This is a genomic window from Amycolatopsis bullii, assembly GCF_014654205.1.
Taxonomy (GTDB): Bacteria; Actinomycetota; Actinomycetes; order Mycobacteriales; family Pseudonocardiaceae; genus Amycolatopsis; species Amycolatopsis plumensis.
This window is the reverse complement of sequence record NZ_BNAW01000028.1, coordinates 1-19,009: the sequence shown is the minus strand read 5'-3', so window position 1 is coordinate 19,009 and position 19,009 is coordinate 1. Positions and strand designations below refer to the sequence as shown.

The 19,009-nt window shown below is 72.3% G+C and carries 15 protein-coding genes and 1 pseudogene; 7 read left to right on the top strand and 9 right to left on the bottom strand.

The window, feature by feature from the left end; translation table 11 throughout:
• Nucleotides 1-66: 66 nt before the first annotated feature.
• Nucleotides 67-840 carry an LLM class flavin-dependent oxidoreductase gene (locus IE317_RS27145; RefSeq protein WP_229902937.1) on the bottom strand — a complete coding sequence of 258 codons (774 nt, stop codon included), beginning with the start codon at nucleotides 838-840 and terminating at the stop codon, nucleotides 67-69.
• A gap of 71 nt (nucleotides 841-911) precedes the next feature.
• Here IE317_RS27145 and IE317_RS27140 point away from each other — a divergent pair, with 71 nt between their 5' ends.
• Both IE317_RS27140 and IE317_RS27135 read left to right on the top strand, forming a co-directional pair.
• Nucleotides 912-1,343: a MarR family winged helix-turn-helix transcriptional regulator gene (locus tag IE317_RS27140; protein WP_191314180.1), complete on the top strand. Its 432-nt coding sequence runs from the start codon at nucleotides 912-914 to the stop codon at nucleotides 1,341-1,343.
• Nucleotides 1,344-1,441: 98 nt separating this feature from the next.
• Nucleotides 1,442-3,313, top strand: a complete 1,872-nt coding sequence (locus IE317_RS27135) for an ABC transporter ATP-binding protein (RefSeq protein ID WP_191314179.1) — start codon at nucleotides 1,442-1,444, stop codon at nucleotides 3,311-3,313.
• Nucleotides 3,314-3,449: 136 nt separating this feature from the next.
• Here the strand turns inward: IE317_RS27135 and IE317_RS27130 are convergent, their stop codons facing one another.
• Nucleotides 3,450-4,616, bottom strand: a complete 1,167-nt coding sequence (locus tag IE317_RS27130) for a serine hydrolase domain-containing protein (RefSeq protein WP_191314178.1) — start codon at nucleotides 4,614-4,616, stop codon at nucleotides 3,450-3,452.
• Nucleotides 4,617-4,723: 107 nt separating this feature from the next.
• Nucleotides 4,724-5,452, bottom strand: a complete 729-nt coding sequence (locus IE317_RS27125) for an SIS domain-containing protein (protein WP_191314177.1) — start codon at nucleotides 5,450-5,452, stop codon at nucleotides 4,724-4,726.
• Nucleotides 5,453-5,569: 117 nt separating this feature from the next.
• Between IE317_RS27125 and IE317_RS27120 the strand changes: the two genes are divergently transcribed.
• The 4 genes from IE317_RS27120 to IE317_RS27105 all read left to right on the top strand — a co-directional run bounded on the left by IE317_RS27120 (nucleotide 5,570) and on the right by IE317_RS27105 (nucleotide 9,501).
• On the top strand, nucleotides 5,570-6,262 hold the full coding sequence (locus tag IE317_RS27120) for an alpha/beta hydrolase (protein ID WP_191314176.1): 693 nt from the start codon (nucleotides 5,570-5,572) through the stop codon (nucleotides 6,260-6,262).
• A 95-nt stretch (nucleotides 6,263-6,357) separates the two neighbouring features.
• Nucleotides 6,358-7,608: an SAM-dependent methyltransferase gene (locus IE317_RS27115; protein WP_191314175.1), complete on the top strand. Its 1,251-nt coding sequence runs from the start codon at nucleotides 6,358-6,360 to the stop codon at nucleotides 7,606-7,608.
• An 88-nt stretch (nucleotides 7,609-7,696) separates the two neighbouring features.
• On the top strand, nucleotides 7,697-8,908 hold the full coding sequence (locus IE317_RS27110; protein ID WP_191314174.1) for an LCP family protein: 1,212 nt from the start codon (nucleotides 7,697-7,699) through the stop codon (nucleotides 8,906-8,908).
• A 38-nt stretch (nucleotides 8,909-8,946) separates the two neighbouring features.
• Entirely contained in the window at nucleotides 8,947-9,501 is a 555-nt protein-coding gene (locus IE317_RS27105) for a GNAT family N-acetyltransferase (RefSeq protein ID WP_191314173.1), read from the top strand.
• Here the strand turns inward: IE317_RS27105 and IE317_RS27100 are convergent.
• The 4 genes and pseudogenes from IE317_RS27100 to IE317_RS27085 form a co-directional block, all read right to left on the bottom strand.
• Nucleotides 9,467-9,928, bottom strand: a complete 462-nt coding sequence (locus tag IE317_RS27100) for a peroxiredoxin (RefSeq protein ID WP_191314172.1) — start codon at nucleotides 9,926-9,928, stop codon at nucleotides 9,467-9,469. The genes IE317_RS27105 and IE317_RS27100 overlap by 35 nt on opposite strands.
• 537 nt (nucleotides 9,929-10,465) lie before the next feature.
• Nucleotides 10,466-12,283 (bottom strand): putative bifunctional diguanylate cyclase/phosphodiesterase, encoded by a 1,818-nt coding sequence (locus IE317_RS27095; RefSeq protein WP_191314258.1) that lies wholly within the window; start codon nucleotides 12,281-12,283, stop codon nucleotides 10,466-10,468.
• A gap of 237 nt (nucleotides 12,284-12,520) precedes the next feature.
• Nucleotides 12,521-13,981, bottom strand: coding sequence for a cytochrome P450 (locus IE317_RS27090; RefSeq protein WP_191314171.1), 1,461 nt, complete (start codon nucleotides 13,979-13,981; stop codon nucleotides 12,521-12,523).
• Between the two features lie 17 nt (nucleotides 13,982-13,998).
• A pseudogene (locus tag IE317_RS27085) lies at nucleotides 13,999-14,966 on the bottom strand (cupin domain-containing protein).
• A gap of 82 nt (nucleotides 14,967-15,048) precedes the next feature.
• Here IE317_RS27085 and IE317_RS27080 point away from each other — a divergent pair.
• Complete coding sequence (locus tag IE317_RS27080; RefSeq protein ID WP_191314170.1) at nucleotides 15,049-15,453, top strand: pyridoxamine 5'-phosphate oxidase family protein; 405 nt, start codon at nucleotides 15,049-15,051, stop codon at nucleotides 15,451-15,453.
• A gap of 3 nt (nucleotides 15,454-15,456) precedes the next feature.
• Here IE317_RS27080 and IE317_RS27075 read toward each other — a convergent pair whose 3' ends face one another.
• On the bottom strand, nucleotides 15,457-15,951 hold the full coding sequence (locus tag IE317_RS27075; RefSeq protein ID WP_191314169.1) for a hypothetical protein: 495 nt from the start codon (nucleotides 15,949-15,951) through the stop codon (nucleotides 15,457-15,459).
• An 8-nt stretch (nucleotides 15,952-15,959) separates the two neighbouring features.
• Nucleotides 15,960-19,009: hypothetical protein (locus tag IE317_RS27070; RefSeq protein ID WP_191314168.1), on the bottom strand; the 3,050-nt coding region annotated here is incomplete at its 5' end.

Here is a 19,009-nt window from a genome sequence, read left to right as displayed (position 1 = left end):
GCAGGCGGGGGAGCAGCTTCGCGGCGGCTTCGGACGCCTCGACGACGTCGTCGCGGCCGGCGGGCATCAGGACCAGCTCGGTGAAGCCGGCGTCGACGTAGCTCTGCGTGAGCCGCAGGGCGCTGTCCGCGTCGGGCGGCAGCCGGAACTGCACGGCCCGGCGGACGGTCGCGGGATCCCGGCCCGCGGCCGCGCAATGCGCGTCGAGGACCGCGAAAGCCGTTGCAGCTCGGCGATTCCGGTGCCCGGCAGGGCCGCGTTCAGCCAGACGTCGGCGTGCTCGGCGACGACCCGCAGACCGCGCTTTTCGCCGCTGCTGCCCAGCCACAGCGGGGGTTTCGGGCGTTGCACCGGCTTCGGGTCGCTGACGGCGCGGGTGAGGTCGTAGTGACGGCCGGAATAGGTGGTTTCCGCCTGTGTCCACAGCAGACGGAGGATTTCGCAGGTTTCGGCCAGTCTGGCGACGCGTTCCGCCGCCGACGGCGTGGGGGTACCCATCATCGCGTCGGTCATCGTGTCGCCGCCCGCGCCGAGGCCGACGTCGAGCCGGCCGCCGGAGAGGTGGTCGACGGTCGCGGCGATCTTGGCGAACGTGCCCGGGTGCCGGTTGGTGTTGCCGGACACCAGGCAGCCGATCCGCACCCGCTTCGTCGCTTCGGCCATCGCGGCCAGGAGGCTCCAGCCGTCGAAGACGTCGCCGGTGCGGTCGGGGCCCATCGGGGCGAGGTGGTCGAAGACCCAGCAGCCGTCGAAGCCGGCGTCGTCGGCGATCGCCCAGATCTCGCGGAGGGCGGCGATGCCGAGGTGCTGCTGGGGTGGTTTGAGCCCGATGGTGGTCATGGGAACTCCTGATTGTCAGTTTACCAAATCATCAGTAAGACTGACGATCAGCGTAGGTGTAGGATTCTTCCATGTCCAGTGCGCCCCTCGCCGTCACCCAGCGGCTCGGCTACCTGCTCAAGCACGCCCAGCTGCGGCTCGCCGAGCTGGCCGAGCCGCTGTATGCGCCGCTGGGGGTCACCGGGCGGCAGCTCGCGCTGCTCACGCTCTTCGGCGACGGGCCGGCGCGGTCGCAGCAGGACGGCGCGGCCCGGCTCGGCGTCGACCGGACGACGATGGTCGCGCTCGTCGACGAGCTGGAGGCCAAGGGACTGGTCCGGCGGGAGGTCGCGCCGGGGGACCGGCGCAAGCGCCTGGTGCTGCTGACGCCGGAGGGGGAGCGTGTCCGCGAGGCCGGGGCGGAAGTCACCCGGAAAGCCGAGGCGCTCCTGCTGGAACCGCTGTCCGCCGAGGACGCCGAGCGGCTGCGCGCCGCCCTGCACCAGGTCGTTCGCGCGGAGTGAACGGCATCGGGAAGCAAACGGACAGCGAGGGCGTTGTCCAGGTCATATCCGGCGAAAACCTCGTCTTATCTAGAGGTTTCTGATCCTGGGGGTTTCCCGTGGACAACATGTGGGGGCTGTGGAGCTCGGCGATGCGCGCCGGTGACGCACCCAAGGCGCTCACCCGCGGCACGCTGAAACGCGTCGCCCGCTTCGCCCGGCCGCACTGGCGGCGGCTGCTGGCCTTCCTCGTGCTGACCGTCGTCTCGGCTGTGCTCGCGGTGACGACCCCGGTGCTGGCGGGCAAGGTGGTCGACGCGATCGTCGGCGGCCACGACGTCGAGGTGGTGGTCTGGCTCGCCGTGGTGATCGCCGCGCTGGCCGTCGCCGACGCCGGGTTCGGCCTGATCGAGCGCTGGCAGTCCGCGCGCATCGGCGAGGGCATCATCTACGACCTGCGGCGCGCGGTCTTCGAGCACGTGCAGCGCATGCCGATCGCGTTCTTCACGCGCACCCGCACCGGCGCGCTCGTGTCGCGGCTCAACAACGATGTGATCGGCGCGCAGCGGACGTTCACCGCGACGCTGTCCGGGCTGGTCACCAACGTCATCCAGCTGGCGCTGTCGCTGGCCGTCATGCTCACGCTGTCCTGGCAGGTCACGCTGATCGCGCTGATCCTGCTGCCGATCTTCGTGATCCCCGCGCGCCGGCTCGGCCGCCGGATGGCCGGGCTGCAGCGGGAGGCCGCGAACCTCAACGCCGGGATGACCACGCAGATGACCGAGCGCTTCTCGGCGCCGGGGGCGACGCTGGTGAAGCTGTTCGGCCGTCCGGTGCAGGAGGCGGACGACTTCGGGGTGCGGGCCGGGCGCGTGCGGGACATCGGCGTCCGGACCGCGATGCTGACCCGCTGGTTCATGACCAGCCTGACCCTGGTGTCCGCGCTGGCGCAGGCGCTCGTCTACGGCCTCGGTGGCTACCTGGCGCTGACCGGGAAGCTCGCGCCGGGCACGGTCGTCGCGCTGGCCCTGCTGCTGACCCGGCTCTACGCGCCGCTGACCGCGCTGGCCAACGTGCGCGTCGACGTCATGACGGCGCTCGTGTCGTTCGAGCGGGTCTTCGAGGTGCTGGACCTCGAGCCGATGATCAAGGAGAAGCCGGATGCGCGTTCTCTGGTGACCTCGGGTGGCGTCTCGGTCGAGTTCTCCGACGTCCGCTTCGGGTACCCGGCGGCCGATCGGTACTCGCTGGCGTCGCTGGAGGACGTCGCGACGTTGGACCACCGCGGCGGCGAAGAGGTGCTGCACGGGATCTCGTTCCGGGCCGAGCCGGGGCAGATGGTCGCGCTGGTCGGGTCGTCGGGGGCGGGGAAGTCGACCATCGCGTCGCTGCTGCCGCGGCTCTACGACGTCGACTCGGGTTCGGTGCGGCTGTCCGATGTGGACGTCCGGGATCTGACTTTCGCTTCGCTGCGGGAAACCGTCGGCGTCGTGACGCAGGACGGGCACCTCTTCCACGACACGATCCGCGCCAACCTGGCGTACGCGCGTCCCGGCGTCACCGACGACGAGATCTGGGAAGCCCTCGAACGCGCCCGGCTCGGCGACCTGGTGCATTCGCTGCCCGATGGCCTCGACACGACGGTGGGTGAGCGCGGCTACCGCCTTTCCGGCGGCGAGCGTCAGCGGCTCACGATCGCGCGTCTCCTGCTGGCGCAGCCCAAGGTCGTCATCCTCGACGAGGCGACCGCGCACCTGGACTCGGAGTCCGAGGCCGCGGTCGGCGAGGCACTGACCCACGCCCTCGCGGGCCGCACGGCCCTGGTCATCGCCCACCGGTTGTCGACGGTCCGCGCCGCCGACCAGATCCTCGTCCTGGAGCACGGCGAAATCGTCGAGCGCGGAACCCACGAACAACTCCTCGCCGCCGGCGGCCGCTACGCCACCCTCCACGCCACCCAGTTCGCCGACGAGGAACCCGCCATCGCGTGATCAGCCGGGCATCACCCGTGATCCGGGAGGCATCACGCGTGATTGGAGGGGCATCACCCGTGATTGGAGGGGCATCATCGTGATGCCCCTCCAATCACGCGAGTGTCCCCTCCAATCACGGGTGTGTCCCCTCTGATCACGCGTGATGCCCCTCGACGCACGTGTAGAGGGCCTGGACCAGGGCCATTTTGCGGGGGTCGTCGCGGATCAACGGGCCGAGCTGGTTGAGGGTGTAGCCGAAGGCGATGCCGTTTTCCGGGTCGGCTCCGCCGGTGGAGCCGCCGAGGCCGTCGTGGCCGAAGGCGGTGGGGTTGGGGCCGAAGCCGCGGGCGTCGCTGCCGAGGTAGAAGCCCAGGCCCCACTCGTTCGGGAGGCCGAGGACCGCGTCGATCTCCTGGCCCTGGCTTTCCCGCGCCAACGCCAGCGCCGAGGCGGACAGGAGGGTGCCGGTCGCCAGCCCGGAGTAGATCGTCGCGATCGCGCGGGCCGTGCCGTGGCCGTTCAACGCCGGCATGACCGCCTGCCGCCACGCCGGTTCGTTGGCGTCGTGCCCCTGCAGGCGCGGGTTCATCAGGGCAGCCTGGGCGACCGGGCCGGCCGCCGCGAACGCCGTGGCCAGCGCCTTCGCCATTTCTTCCGTCAGCACCGGGTCGACCAGCGTCGCACAGCGGTCGAGGTCGGCCGCAGACGCGAGGCCGATCGAGAAGTCCGCGCCCAGCGGCCCGGCGACCTGCTCGGCGAAGAACTCGCGGATGCCCTGCCCGGCGACCCGCCGCACGACCTCGCCGACGAGCCAGCCGTAGGCCAGCGCGTGGTAGCCACCCGCGGACCCGGGCTCGCACAACGGTTCCTGGGCCGCGTACAGCGACGTCATCAGGTCCCAGTCGTACAGGTCCTCGACCGCCACCGGCCGGTCCAGGCCGATCCCGGGCACGCCGGAGCGGTGCGAAAGCAGCCACCGCACCGGGATCTGCGACTTCCCGGCCGCCGCGAACTCGGGCCAGTACTTCGCGACCGGCGCGTCGACGTCGAGCTCGCCCGCCTCGGCCAGCTTGTGCGCGCAGAGCGCGGTCATGCCCTTGGTCGTCGACCAGACGTTGGCCAAGGTGTCCGGTTGCCAGGGCCGCGAGCGGTCGGGACCGGTCCAGCCGCCCCACAGGTCCACCACGACTTCGCCGTGCCGGAAGGCGGTGAACGCGGCCCCGAGCTCGCCGCGGGAGCGGAAGTTCTCCTCGAAGGCCTCGCGCACCGGCTCGAAGCCGGGAGCGCACTCGCCCTGCACGGTCGCCGTGGCGCTGTCCATCGGACCTCCTCCGGGAGCGACCGGTCGCACCGACCAGTCGGTATGTCGACGCTAAAGCGACCGGCCCGGGACGTCAAGACGTCCCGGGCCGGTGCCTTCCGACGTACTCACCGCAGGCGCGGGACGATTTCGCCGTACTTCGCCAGCAGTGCGGCGTTCGCCTCGTCGCCACCCTCCACATTGGAGCTGCGCCACAGCGGGACGTCGAGCCCCTCGGCCGTTCCGCGGTCGTAGACCTGGGCCAGCACCAGGTTCCACAGGAACGCGTTGACCACAGTGGACAGCGGCGCGGTGCGCGGCGCGTCCGGCGGGTAGCTCGCGTCACCGGGGACGACCAGCGAGTCCAGCACCACCGTCCCCTGCTCGACCAGCGTGCTCGACGACCGCTTCGGCGCCGCCGCCACGCACGCCCGCGACGTCACCGCGATGACCGCCGCCCCCCGCTTGCGCGCCTCGATGCACAGCTCGACCGGGTACGGGTTGACGCCGGAGGTCGAGAACACCACCAGCACGTCGTCCGGCCCCGGCGCGCGCTCGGAAAGGACCTCCGCGGCCAGGCCGCTGCGCCGCTCGGTCTGCGTGCTGGGCACCGCGCCGTGCAGCGGGAGCAGGTCGGGGTGGTAAAGCGGGTAGACGCAGGCCAGCCCGCCGGCCCGGTAGAACGTCTCGGCGACCGCGGCCAGCGAGTGCCCGGCGCCCGCGGTGTAGACCAGTGCGTCGGCCCGGATCACCCCCAGCACCAGGTCGGCCGCGGCCCGCACCGCTTCGGCGTTGGCCTGCTCGACGTCCGCCAGCTGCTCGGCGACGCTGCCTGCGATGTCCGTGGCGCTCACCACACCCACCCTTCCGTCGGGGATCGGGCGCCGAATCTACCGTGCGGACCACTTCGCACGGTGGAATAGCCGGACGGGGGACCGAGGTTGACCCGGATGCGGGGAACAGGAGGACGCGGGGTGGGCGAAGTGGATCCGGTGGTGTCCGTGTGGCGGGCGCGCGGGAAGACCCGGGCGGTCGTGCTCGTGCTGCACGGCGGCGCGGAGCGGGGGACCGGCACAGTGCCGCCCTGGAAGCCGGCCTTCCTGAGGATGGTCCCGATCGCCCGAGCCCTGCACCGGGCCGGACGCAAGGACGGCGTCGAGGTCCGGCTGGTGCGCAACCGCCGGTACGGCTGGAACGCCCCCGCCGAGGACCCGATCGAGGACGCCCGCTGGGCCTTGGATCGCATCCACGCCGACCACCCGGGCCTGCCCGTCGTGCTGGTCGGTCACTCGATGGGGGCACGGGTCGCGCTCCGCGTGGCCGACGACCCGGCCGTGCGCGGGGTCTGCGCGCTGGCGCCGTGGACGCCGCGGGGCGAGCCGGTCGAGGCCGTCGCCGGGCGGTCGGTCCTCATCGTGCACGGCACCCGCGACCGGATGACGAGCCCGGCCGAGTCGCACGCCTTCGCCGAACGGGCCGCGGGCGTCGCCGCCCGCGTCGCCCGCTTCGAGATCGCGAACGAGGGCCACGCGATGCTGCGCCGCGCCCGGGTCTGGACCCGGCTGACCGTGGCGTTCACCCTGGACCTGCTCGACGGCGACGACGGCGGGACGCTGCGCGGCGCGTGGGCCGCCACCGGGCCCGACCGGCTGCGGATACCCGTGTGAACGTGCCCCGGACAGGGCATTCGGCGACACGCGCCGCGGGGGTGCGGCGACTAGGATCGATCACCGGCGAACCTGGCCGGCCGGAGGGAGTACCCGTGACCACTTCGAGCGCTGACCGGGCGTCGGCCGTCCCGGACGACACCCGGTGGCCGGGCCTGGCCACCCCGCCGCACTCCGCGCTGCGCGCGCGGATCGCCGCCGCGCTGTTCCGCCACGCGGTCCGCCCGCTCGACGTCCGGGTGAGCTTCCCGGACGGCACCGTGCTGGGCGCCGGCGGCCCCGGCGCCCCCGAGATGCGGATCCTGCGGCCCGAGGCGTTCTTCCACCGCCTCGGCGTCGACGCCAAGATCGGTTTCGGCGAGTCCTACATGGCCGGCGACTGGACCGCGTCCGACCTGGCCGAGGTGCTGACGCCGTTCGGCGAGCGGATGGCCACGCTCGTCCCGCCGGTGCTGCAGAAGTTCCGCCGGCTCGCCGAGCGCACGCAGCCGCCGTCCGAGGAGAACACCCTCGAGGGCGCGCGGGCCAACATCCACCGGCACTACGACCTGTCCAACGACCTGTTCGGCGCCTTCCTCGACGAGTCCATGACGTACTCCTCGGCGCTGTTCACCCCGGGCGACGACGACCTCACCGCCGCGCAGCACCGCAAGATCGACAGCGTGCTCGACTACGCCGGCGTCCGCGACGGCAGCCAGGTCCTCGAAATCGGTACCGGATGGGGTGAACTCGCCATCCGGGCCGCGGCCCGCGGCGCGCACGTGACGTCACTGACCATTTCGGAGGAGCAGCGCGCGCTGGCCACCGAGCGCATCGCGGCGGCCGGGTTCGCCGACCGCGTCGAAGTGAAGCTGTGCGACTACCGCGAGTCGAGCGGCACGTACGACGCCGTGGTCAGCGTCGAGATGATCGAGGCCGTCGGCGCGTCCTACTGGCCGGAGTTCTACCGGGTGATCGGCGAGCGGCTGCGCCCGGGCGGGCGGTTCGGCCTGCAGGCCATCACCATGGACCACGACCGGATGATGGCGGCGTCGCGGGCCTACGGCTGGGTCCACAAGTACATCTTCCCGGGCGGCCTGATCCCGTCGGTGCGCTCGATCGAGGAGGGCGTCAAGGCGAACACCCGGCTCAAGCTGGCCGGGATGCGCGAGTTCGGCCAGGACTACGCGCGCACGCTACGGTGGTGGCGCGAACGGTTCCTGCACCGCTGGGCCGACATCGCCGGGTTCGGGTTCGACGACGTCTTCCGCCGGATGTGGGAGTTCTACCTGGCCTACTCCGAGGCCGGGTTCCGGTCCGGGTACCTCAAGGTCCACCAGTTCGGCTACGAGGCGACCGGCCGGTAACCGCAACCCGACCCCGGTGCCGGGCGTCCTCCTTCCGAGGACGTGCGGTGTACTGACGACGACATTTTGTCCGGATCGGGATTGGGTGATGGTGATGACGTACCGTGGCGACGACGGCGGGCGCCGGATGCCGCCGCCCCGGCCGCCTGCCGGCCGCTCCCGGGACCACCAGCGCGCGCAGATGATGCCGCTGCCCGGACGGGGCCGCAGCCCGTACGACGAGCGCACCCGCCCGATGGGCACCCGCGAGCCCGAGTACGCCCCGCCACCGCCCCCGCGGCAGGACCCGCCGCGGCGCCCGGCGGACGACGGCTACCCGCCGTCCCGGCCGCCGCGCCGGCGCCGCTGGAGCATCGGCAAGGTCCTGGGCGCCCTGGTGCTCGTGTTCGTCGTGTTCCTCGCCGGCATCTGGGTGTACCTCGAGTTCTCGATCAAGCGCGTTGACGCGCTGGCCGACTACTCCGGCCGCCCGGTGGCCGCGTCCGGCACCAACTGGCTGATCGTCGGCTCGGACAGCCGCGAAGGCCTGACCGCCGAAGACGAGGAGCGGCTCGCCACCGGCGACGTCGCCGCGGCGGGCGGCGGGCAGCGCACCGACACGATCATGGTGGCGCACCTGCCGGACAACAGCACCAAGCCGACCCTGCTGTCGCTGCCGCGCGACTCGCAGGTGTCGATTCCCGGGCACGGCAAGAACAAGATCAACGCGGCGTTCTCGCTCGGCGGCCCGAAGCTGCTGGCGCAGACCGTCGAAGGCGCCACCGGCCTGCACATCGACCACTACGCGGAGATCGGCTTCGGCGGCTTCGCCAAGATCGTCGACGCGATCGGCGGCGTCGAGATGTGCATCGACCAGGACATGAACGACACGATGACCGGCATCGACATCAAGGCGGGCTGCCCGCAGACGCTCGACGGCCGCCAGGCACTGGGCTTCGTCCGGATGCGCCACAGCTCGGCGACCCCGCGTTCGGACCTCGACCGCGTCGCCAACCAGCGCAAGTTCATCGGCGCGCTGGTCAGCCAGATCGCCAGCCCCGGCACGCTGCTGAACCCGTTCGACTTCTTCCCGCTGCTGTCGTCGGCGCCGGACGCGCTGACCATGGACTCCGGCGACCACGTGCACAACCTCGCCGGCCTGGCGCTCGCCATGCGCGGGATCTCCTCCGGTGGCGTGGTGACCACGACGGTGCCGGTGACCAGCGGGTCCGCGGAGAACTGGGACAAGGCCAAGTCGAAGCAGCTGTTCGACGCGCTGAAGAACGACACCGAGGTGCCCGACGGCGTCATCGTGAATTAGTTCGCGCCCGGCGTCCCGGCCGGGGCACCATGCAGGGCATGGAAACCCCGGCCGAGACCTACCGCGAGGACGGATTCACCCTGGCCCGCTGGCAGTTCGCCGACGGACCGGAGCTCGTCGCGACGGTCAACGGGTCCCTCGAGCACCTCGGCGCGTGGATGATCTGGGCGAGCGGCGGCTACACCGCCGAGGACGGCGCGGAATTCCTGCGCACCACCCGGCAGAACTGGGCGAGCGGCGAAACGCACGACTTCGCGATCCGCGTCGACGGTTCGATCGCCGGGGCCGTCGGCGTCATGGCGCGCGAGGGCGGCGTCGAGATCGGCTACTGGCTCGCGCGCGAGTTCGTCGGCCGCGGCCTGGTCACCCGGGCCGTGACGCTGCTGACCGAGGAGGCGTTCCGCCTCGGCGCCGGGTACGTCGAAATCAAGCACGACGAGCGGAACGTCCGAAGTGGAGCGGTGCCGGCGCGGCTCGGGTTCACCGTGGTGCGCACGGAACCGGCGGACAAGCCGCTGGCGCCGTCGTGCACGGGGATCAACCGGGTGTGGCGCCTGCTCAGGAGACCTTGTTCCGCTCCCGCAGGATCTTGAGCGCCTCGTCGGCGTGGACGGTGAAGTTCAGTTCGCTCTTGATCTTCGCGATGATTCTCCGGTCTTCGCCGATCACGAAGGTGGCCCGCTTGGTGTGCAGCGGCAGCAGTTTCCGCCACACGCCGAACTGCTTGGCGACCTCACCCTCCACATCGGACAGGAGTGGGTAGTCGAAGCCGTTGGCGTCGGCGAAGGCGCGCTGCTTGGTGATGGCGTCCGGGCTGATCCCGACGCGGTGCGCGCCGACCGCGGCGAACTCGGCGGCGAGGTCGCGGAAGTGGCAGCTCTCGGCGGTGCAGCCGCTGGTCATGGCGGCCGGGTAGAAGAAGAGCACCACGGGGCCGGTGGCCAGGAAGTCCGAGAGCGTGCGCTCCTGGCCCCGGTCGTCGGGCAGCGTGAAGTCGGGGGCGAGGTCTCCGGCGTCCATGGACGTCCTTTCTCGTCGGGGGAGCACCCATCCTGCCGGGTCTTCGGAGCTGCCTCGCCAGTGGCTTGGTTGCTGTGTTGTTTCCCGCTCCTCGTCTTCGATTGTTCAACACCGGAGAGCCGGCCTCAAGGGCGCCTTCGGCGTCGCTTCGCGATTCGCTTCGCTCCCCCTTGACCCCGGCTCTCCGGTGCTGACTGCGGCGGGGACGAGGGGCGGGGGAGGTGTAGGGCGGGTGGCCGGGTTTGTGGGCCGGGTGCCGGGGTGCCGGGTTGGGGTCGGTGGGCGTGGATGGGCTTGGGTGGGTGCTGCTGGGTCGGGTGCCGGTGGGCCGTGGGCGTGGTGAGGCGCGCTGGGTCGGGTGCCGGTCGGGCCCGTGGCGTGGTGAGGCGCGCTGGGTCGTGTACCGGTGGGGCCCGTGGCGTGGTGGGGCGCGCTGGGTCGTGTACCGGTGGGGCCCGTGGGCGTGGTGGGCGCGCTGGGCCCGGTGCGCGTGACGGCCAATGGGCGTGCTGGAGCCGGTTCTCCGGGCTCTGGGGCTCAGCTCCTCGGGTGGCGGTTGATCATCTCGTCGACCTCGTCACCCGTCGCCGAATCCGCGACGAACGGGCCGCGGGCCGCGATCACCCCGAGCTGGCGGAGGCGGGCCGCCTGCTCGTGGGTGCGGACGCCCTCCGCCCCGACCCGCAGGTGCAGCTCGCGCGCCCGGGTGATCAGCTGGGTCAGGTGCCGCAGGTCGGATTCCGCCGGCTCGTCGGTGTCCAGCGCGTCGACCACCGGGCCGGACAGGATCACGTGCCGCACGGGAAGGTGGTGCTGGGGGATCAGCTCCAGGTCCGCCGAGCCGGAGATCGTCAGCACCAGCTGCGCACCCAGGTCGGCCAGCACCGAGAGCGAATCCAGGACCTCGCCGCGCGGGTCGAGCATCGACTCGCGGTCGGTGCACAGCCGGAGGGCCCGGGCCGGGAGCTCGTGCTTGTCCAGCTGCTCCTTGACCAGCAGCACCAGGTCCGGGTCGATCGCCAGCCGGGTGGGCAGCCGGACGCAGACGTCCGGGGCCGCGTCGCCCAGGTGCGCGCGCCAGCGGGCCGTCGCGGCCAGGGACTCCGCCAGCAGCCAGCGGCCGAGCGGCACCGTCATGCCCGTGGTCTGGGCCAGCGGGTAGAACTCGTCGGAGTCGAGCTCGCCCTTCTCCGGGTGGTTCCACCGCAGCCCGGCGTTGACGGCGGCGAGCTCGTCCGGCCGGGACAGCTTCACCGTGGGCTGGTAGACCAGCGAGAACTCGCCGTTCTCCAGCGCGCCGGCGATCACCGCGCCCAGCTGGTAGCGGCCGCGGTCGCGGGCGTCGAGCTCCGGGTCGAACAGCATCCACTGCGCCTTGCCGGCCTCCTTGGCCCGGTGCAGCGCGATCTCCGCCGCCCGCAGCAGTTCCGCGGCCCCGCCCTCGACGGCCGCGCGCACGACGATGCCCGCGCTCGCGCTCACGCCGATGCCGTGGCCGCCCAGGTAGATCGGCTCGTTGAGGTCCTCCAGGGCGCGCTCGACCAGCCGGACGACCTCGGTCGCCGCCAGCTCGCCCCGCAGCAGCACCGCGAAACCGTCGCCGGACAGGCGGGCGACGAACCCGTCGTGGTGGCCGGTGAACACCGCCGACAGCTTGTTCGCGACCCCGCGCAGCACCTGGTCGCCGACGCCGGCGCCGAGGCCGTCGTTGATCACCTTGAAGCCGTCGACGTCGAGGTAGATGAGCGCGATGTCGTCGCGCGCGCCGGCGCCGAGCGCGGCCTCCAGCTTGGTGGTGAACGACGACGCGTTGGGCAGCCCGGTCAGCGGGTCGTGCACGTTCTGGTGCAGCAGCCGCTCCTGCAGCAGGTGCAGCTCGTTCGCGTCCGACACCATCAGCACCGGGTAGATCGAGCCGGGCCGGTCGCCGGGCAGCCGGGCGAGGGTGACGTCGGTCCAGAGCTGCCCGTCCTCGGTGTGGTCGAGCAGCATCCGCTCCTGGTAGCGGTCGCGCCCCGCGCGCACCTGCTCCAGGCCCTCGGCGAGCCGGGAGACGTCGTGCTCGGTCGAGCCGAGGTCGGTGAGGTGCCTGCCCCGCAGGCGATCCGGCGAGCAGCCGAGCAGCTGCCCGAGAGCGAGGTTGGCCTCCACGATGTCGCCGTCCGGGTCGGCCAGCGCGATGCCCATCGGCGACGCGGCGTAGAGCGCGGTGAACCGCAGCAGGGCGCCGTCGTGCTGCGAGCCGGCTTGGTCGACCGCGTCGTGCGCGACCTCCAGCAGGAGGGCTTCGAGCTCCTCCGGGGGAAGCGTTACTCCTTTGGTGTCGGCCAACGTCGCCGCCCACCGCCGCGCCACGTCCAGTAGCCCTGACGCGGCACCGGGTTCAGGCACACTCCACCTCTTCACGCACAGGTATGGCCAGGTCGGACACGGTGTCGGGGATCATGAAGCCACACCAGGCAGCCTTCGCCCACGATCGATGCCACGCCATCATGCGCGTGACAGGGTGTCTACCGGCTGAACGAGTGAACGAATCTCCACAAACGGTAACTTTTCATTACCTAGTGTAGGCGATGGTGGACGAGAACCGGGTCAGCGGGGGGTCAGGTGCACCGGCAAACCGTCCGCGGGGACCGGCAGGGAGACGTAGTCCCAGCGTGCGGTGTAACTCTCCGGAACCGACCAGCGGTAGGCGCGCAGCAGTTCGTGCATTAGCAACTTCACCTCGAGACCGCCGAAGTGCAACCCGATGCACTTGTGCGCGCCGCCGCCGAAGGGCATCCACGCCATCCGGTGCGACTTGTCCTCGCGCCGCGGTTCGGCGAAGCGCTCCGGGTCGAAGGCGAAGGGGTTGGTCCAGCACTCGGGCGTGAAGTGGTTGACGGTCGGCGAGACACCCACGAGCGTGCCCGCCGGGATGTAGTGACCGAGCACCTCGGTGTCCTTGACGGTCTGGCGGGTCAGCGAGGGCACCGGCGCAACGAGCCGCAACGCCTCCTTCATCACGAGGTCGAGCGTTTCGAGCTTCTCGACGGCCTCGATGCCGGGGATGTCGTCGCCGAGGGCCAGCGACTCCGCGCGGGCGCGTTCCTGCCACTCCGGGTGCTTCGCCAGGTAGTAGGCCATCGCGCTGCTGGTGATGGTCGTCGTGTCGTGCGCGGCCATCATCAGGAAGATCATGTGGTTGACGATGTCGGTGTCGGAGAACCGGTCGCCGTCCTCGGTGGTGGCCTGGCAGAGCGCGGCGAACAGGTCGTCGCCGCCCGAACGCCGTTTGGCGGGCAGGGTTTCGCCGAAGTAGCGCTCGAGGACCCGGCGCCCGTGCAGCCCGGCCGACCAGCGCCCGCCCGGCACCGGGAAGCGCACGAAGGCGGTGCCGGCCCGCACCGAGCTCACGAACGCGCGGTTGATCCGGGCCGCGTCGGCACCGCTGCGCATGCCCATGAACACGCGCGTCGCGACGTCGAGGGTCAGCTGCTTGAGCGCCCAGTACAGCCGCGGCCGCTCGGCCGAGCCCCAGCTCGCGACGCCTTCGCGCAGCGCGGGCCCCATCTCGCCGACGTAGCCGGCCAGCCGCGGGCGCGTGAAGGCCTCCTGCATGATCCGGCGGTGCAGGTGGTGCTCGCCGAAGTCCATCAGCATCAGGCCGCGCTCGAAGAACTTCTCGATGAAGAACTTCCAGCCCTCCTGGGAAAACGCCTTGTCCTTGTTGACGAGGGCGATCTGCGTGGCCTCGGGCCCGGACAGCGCGACGATGCGGCGGCCGAACCCGCCGGTCCACGACACCGGGCCGTAGAGCTCGTGGCGGCGCAGGCCGAAGGCGGGGCCGAACCGCATCATCTCGAGCATGTGCCCGACCACCGGCGGTCCTTCGTCGCCGAGCACCGGCTTCAGCCCGCTGCCCGCGGGCGGTGTCGCGAGTTCCTTGACGGGCCAGCGCGACCGCAGCCAGCGTTCGTCGACCTTCGGCGGCAGGGGGAGTGCGGTCAGCGGCGGCACGCGTTCGCGCAGTGCTTCGGCGGCTCGGCTCACGGTGCCCGGCAAAGTGACCATCTCCCCGGCGAGATCGGCTATCCCTCCACGATGCCCTCTTGTTGACGGTCTGACAACACCTCGGCGGCCGTCCTTTCGGGTGGTCTGCGCCGGACCTCGCTCGGGGTGGCGCCGCGGACCCGTTTGAACGCCGCGCTGAAGCCGAACGGGTCGGCGTACCCCACGGCGCGCGCCACCTCCGCGACGGTCGCGCTCGGCCGCTCGGCCAGCAGGTCCGCGGCGAGCGCCATGCGGTGGCGGGTGAGGTGGGTCAGCGGCGGTTCGCCGACCAGCTCGGTGAACCGCTTGGCCAGCGTGGAGCGCGACACGCCGACGCGGACGGCCAGCGCCGCGACGGTCCAGGGCGCCGCCGGTTCGTCGTGCATCAGCCGCAGCGCCGGGCCGGCCACCGGGTCGCGCCGCGCGGTCCACCACGCCGGTGGTTCGCCGCCGGGCCGGTCGAACCAGGCGCGCAGGGTGCAGACGAGCATCCAGTCCAGCAGCCGGTCGAGCACCACCTGCTGGCCGGGGGCGTCCACGGCGACTTCGGCGGCGAGGTGGTCCAGGACGGCGTCCCCGGTGCCGCCGCCCTCGACGCGCAGCACGGTGGGCAGGGCCTCCAGCAGCGGGCGGCTGATCTCGCCGCGCACGGGGTAGGCACCGACGATCAGGGTGGTCGGGCCCTCGCCGTCGTCGCGCCAGCCACGCCGGTGCCGCGTCCCGCCCAGTTCGGGAGCCGCGCAGTATTCGCCGCACGCGACCGGTTCGGCGCGGGTGCCGATCTCGTCGGCGAAGGTGAAGGTCCCCGGCCCGCGCACGACGACGGTGTCGTAGGCGTTCAGCGGTTCGGGTGCGCCGTGCTCGGGGATGATCCAGCCGCCGCCGGAGAGCACGGTGCACAGCGTCAGCGGTGCGCCGTCGACGAAGTGCAGGGAAACGGTGGGGCGACGGCCGAACTGCCGAACAGCGAGCCGTGCGCCCGCACACCGCGGAAGAAGTCGTCCACCGTGGCGAGGTTAGACGAATGGGCAGGGATTCCGGGGTTTCACCCATGGGATCGTCCGAGGCGCCGCGGTTGACTGGACGGCATGAACGCTCTGACTCCCGACGACCTCGAGTTCCTCAGCCGTCCCCTGCACGGGTTCCTCACCGTGGCGGGCGGCCAACCCCGCCCGGTGTGGTTCGAGGCGGCCGCCGACGGCACGCTCCAGCTGTTCTCGGAACCGGACGCACCCAAGGTGCGGCGCGTGCGCCGGGACCCGCGCGCGTCGATCGTGGTGGCGGCCCCGGTGGGGGAGCGCGAGCGCTGGGTGTCGGTCGAGGGCCGCATGTCGGTGGAACCCGACGGCGCACAGGAGCTGGCGCAGCGCCTGGCGGCGCGGTACTGGGACCTGGGCGACCCGGACCGCGCGGCCGACGCGAAGGCGATCCGGGACACGGAGCAGGTCCGGCTCGTCCTGCACCCGGAAACCGTGCGGCGGTACGCCTTTTGAGGCTCAGCGGTGCAGGGCCGCCGCCGTCTCGGCTTCGAGTGCTTCGAGGGCGCTCAGTGCTTCGGATCGTGCGGGGTCCTCGCCGGTCCGGGCGCGGAAGAACGCCAGCGCCCGGCGGCCGCAGTCGTGCAACGCGGGGAGCAGCTCGGCCGCCGGGGCGGCCCATTCCGCGGGGGCCGCACCGTTCGCGCTCAGCACCGCGCTGCCGTGCAGGCGGATGCCGGCCCCGGCCGGTTCGAGGAAGTACTCGCCGGGAGAGCGGTTGAGGTAGGCCCCGAACGGCTCGCCCGCCGCGAGCTGCGCCGGGGCCTGCAAGCACAGGCTCGCGACCAGCGGGAGGAGTTCGTCCTCGACGAAGACCCCCGCTGCGTCCGGGCCGGCCAGCAGCACGCGCCCGTACCAGTAATCCTGCCCACCGGGTGGATCCGAGCCGGGGGCCGGCTCGGTCGCGAACACGTCCGGTGCGGTCCGGACCCCGAACTGCGCGGTCACAGGCATGGCTGACCCTATCCCACGATCTTCGCGATGGCGTCGAGCAACGTCTTGGACAGGTGCTCGACGCCGGGGCTGCCCGGCAGCGGGAAGAACTGCCCGATGCCGGGATTGGTGTTCGGCAGCTGGGTGCCGAGCTGCACCCGGATCCCGCTCGGCAGGGTGAACCGCACGGGCCCCTTGATGGTGCCGGCCGTGATCGCCGAGTTCGGCTGGGCGCCGTTCAGCACCCGCAGCGGGGTGGCCCGGCCGAGCCCGGTCGGGCCCTGGGAGATCGAATCGATCACCCCGCCCGGGTTGTCGAGCAGGTTGACCGCGCTCTGCAGTTCGGCCTGGACGTCCGCCGCGGTGTGCCCGGCGGGCCAGAAGCTCTGGCCGTTCGCGCCGGTCTTGGCGAAGTCGTAGTGCGCGATGGTGTGCTCGTCGAGGAAGTGCGTCATGTTCGAGCCGGAGTAGGGCCCCATCGCCGGTCCCGGCGTGGTCGGTGCCGGCGTGCGGGCGTGGAAGAGCTTGGTCAGGTTGCCGAGCCGCTGGAACTCGGTCGCGTTGCCGGCCGCCTGTCCGGCCAGGTCCGCGACCTCCGAAGCGGCCTTTCCCCGGGCGACCGCGAGGTCCATCAGCTCCGCGAGCATCGCCGCACCCGGCTTCCCGCCGGCGTTGGTCAGCAGCGTGCGGAGCAGGCCGCCGTCGTTGGCCAGCGCGGTGAGCATCTTGTCCAGCTGCGCGATGTCGTCGGTCGCCTTGATCAGCTCGTCCAGCAGCGGCGCGTCGTTGCGCAGGCGGGTGAGCAGCCCGGTCAGCTCGGCCGGGTTCGCGGTGCCGGCCAGCAGCCTGCCGAGCATCGGCGCGTCGCCGCCGGCGGCGGTGACGATGCCGAGGAGCCGGTTGACCTCGGCGACCGAGCCCGCCTTGCCGACCATGGTGCGGATCAGCGCGGCGTCGCCGCCGGCCGCGGTGACGTTCCGGACCAGCTGCGCGACCTCGGCCCAGCTCGCGGTGCCGAGGAGGTCGTCCAGCAACGCGGAGTCCCGGCCGAGCGCGACGACCACGGCGCGCAGCTCCGCCACGTTCGGCGCCTGGCGCAGCAGGCGGATCAGCCGGGGTGTCTCGCCGACCAGCGTGCGCAGCTCGAGGAACTCGGTGATGTTCGCGGTCCGGCGGACGACCAGCATGATCTCCTCGATCGTGCGGATCTCCGCGACGATCGCCCGCACCGCGACGAGGTCGCCGCGCGCCCAGATCAGCAGCATCACGAACCGGGTGCCGCCGCCGGCCGACTCGATCAGGGCGCGCAGCCACCGGGCCTCGCCGAGGAACTTCAGCACCCGGCCGGGGATGAGGATCGACAGGATGTCGAACACCGAGCGGCCGACCAGCTTGCCGCGCTCGTAGTCGGATAGGTCGTCCCGCACCCACGCCTGGTAGATCCGCCAGGCGGCCATGGCGACCAGGACGATCACGCCGACGACGGCGAGCACGATGAGGATCACCTTGATCACCCCGGCCGCCGCGGCGAGGAACGCGGCCACCGCGGCGATCGCTTCGAGCAGCAGCGCGATCCCGCCGATCGCCAGGATGATCAGGGCCGCCACGACGATCACCGCGACCACGATCAGCGCGATCCACGCGAGCACCTTGACGAAGTCCCACAGCTCCTGCAGGAAGCCGACCAGGACGCCACCCAGGAAGTGGGCCGCCCGGCTGAGCCAGCCCTCCTCCTGGATCTCGTGCGCCCGCTTGTCGATCTGCGCACCCAGCCCGGTGACCACCTTCTCCTGCGCGGCCACGGTGTCGTCGACCTTCTTCGCCGCCTGGGCGCGGCCTTCGTCGAGCTGCCTGCCCCAGCCCGCGTCGGCATCGGTGACGGCCTTGCCCAGTTCCCGGTCGGTGTCGGTGACGGCGGCGGCGATCCCGTCCGTCGCGTCCTTGGCGGCCTTGGCAATGGTGTCGTCGGTCTGGCTCATCGTGTCCGCGGCCCGGGTTTCGAAGCCGGCCGCCGCCTGCTCGACCGGCTGGGCGACCTGCGCGGTCCCGGCCGAGATGCGGCTCGTGGTGTCCGCCGCGCCGGTGACGAACGCCTGCCCCGCCTGCGAAACCTGAGCTTCCTGCGCGCTGTCGAACTCGCCGAGCCCGCTCGCCAGCTGGGTGTCGGCCTCGGCGACGACCTGCGCGGCCGCGCTCGGCGGCGCCCCGCGGAGCGCGCCCGCCACCTGCGTCGAGAAGGTGTCGATCGTGGCGTTCGCCTCGGCGGTCTGCGCGCCGATCTGCCCAGCGGCGTTCTCGCCCTGCGTCCGCATCCCGGCGGCCCCGGCTTCGCCGAGCTGCCGCAGCGCCGGACCGAGCTCGGCCCGTTGCCGGGTGAGGGTCTCGGTCAGCCGGTCGGCGGACCGGCGCAGGCCGTCGATGGCGTCGTCCGCGGACTTGCCGATGCCGTCGGCCGCGGTCCGCCGCTCCGCCTCGATCTTCTTGTGCCCGGCCCGGCGGGCTTCCTCGAACTTCTCGGCGTTGTCCCGGCCCTCGCGGAGGAACTTCTCCGCGAGGTCGTTCCCGTCCTTGCGGACCGCGGCGGCGACCTCCCGCCCGGCCGCCTCGATCTTCCCGGCCGCGTCCCCGGCCATTTCGCGGGCTTCGGCCGCGATCCGGGGGCCCCGTTCGCCCGCCTGGTACTGCTGGGCTTTCTGCTCGCCGACGGCCCGAGCCCGGCCCGCGCGCGTCCCGCACTCCCGGACCGCGCGGGCGGCCTCGTCCTCGCCGAACTTCCGGGCCGCCTGCGCCCGGGTGCCTGCCGCCTTCAGCAAGGCGGCCTTGTGCCCGTCCACGGCGGTGTCGAGGGCGATGTTCTTCTCGCGGGCGGCGTCCCCCACCTCGGCGAGCTTGGTCCGGCGCTGGGCGTTGATCCCGTCCCGGGCACTGGCGAACCCGGTGCGGACGCGATCCAGCGCGGAGTCGAGCGTGCCCAGCACGGACTCCTGCTCGGTCCGGGCGGCGGCCCGGATGACCTGACCGGACGCGGCCGCGGCCGCGCGGACCTGCGCCTGCCGGGCGGCCGCCGCGTCGCCGACCG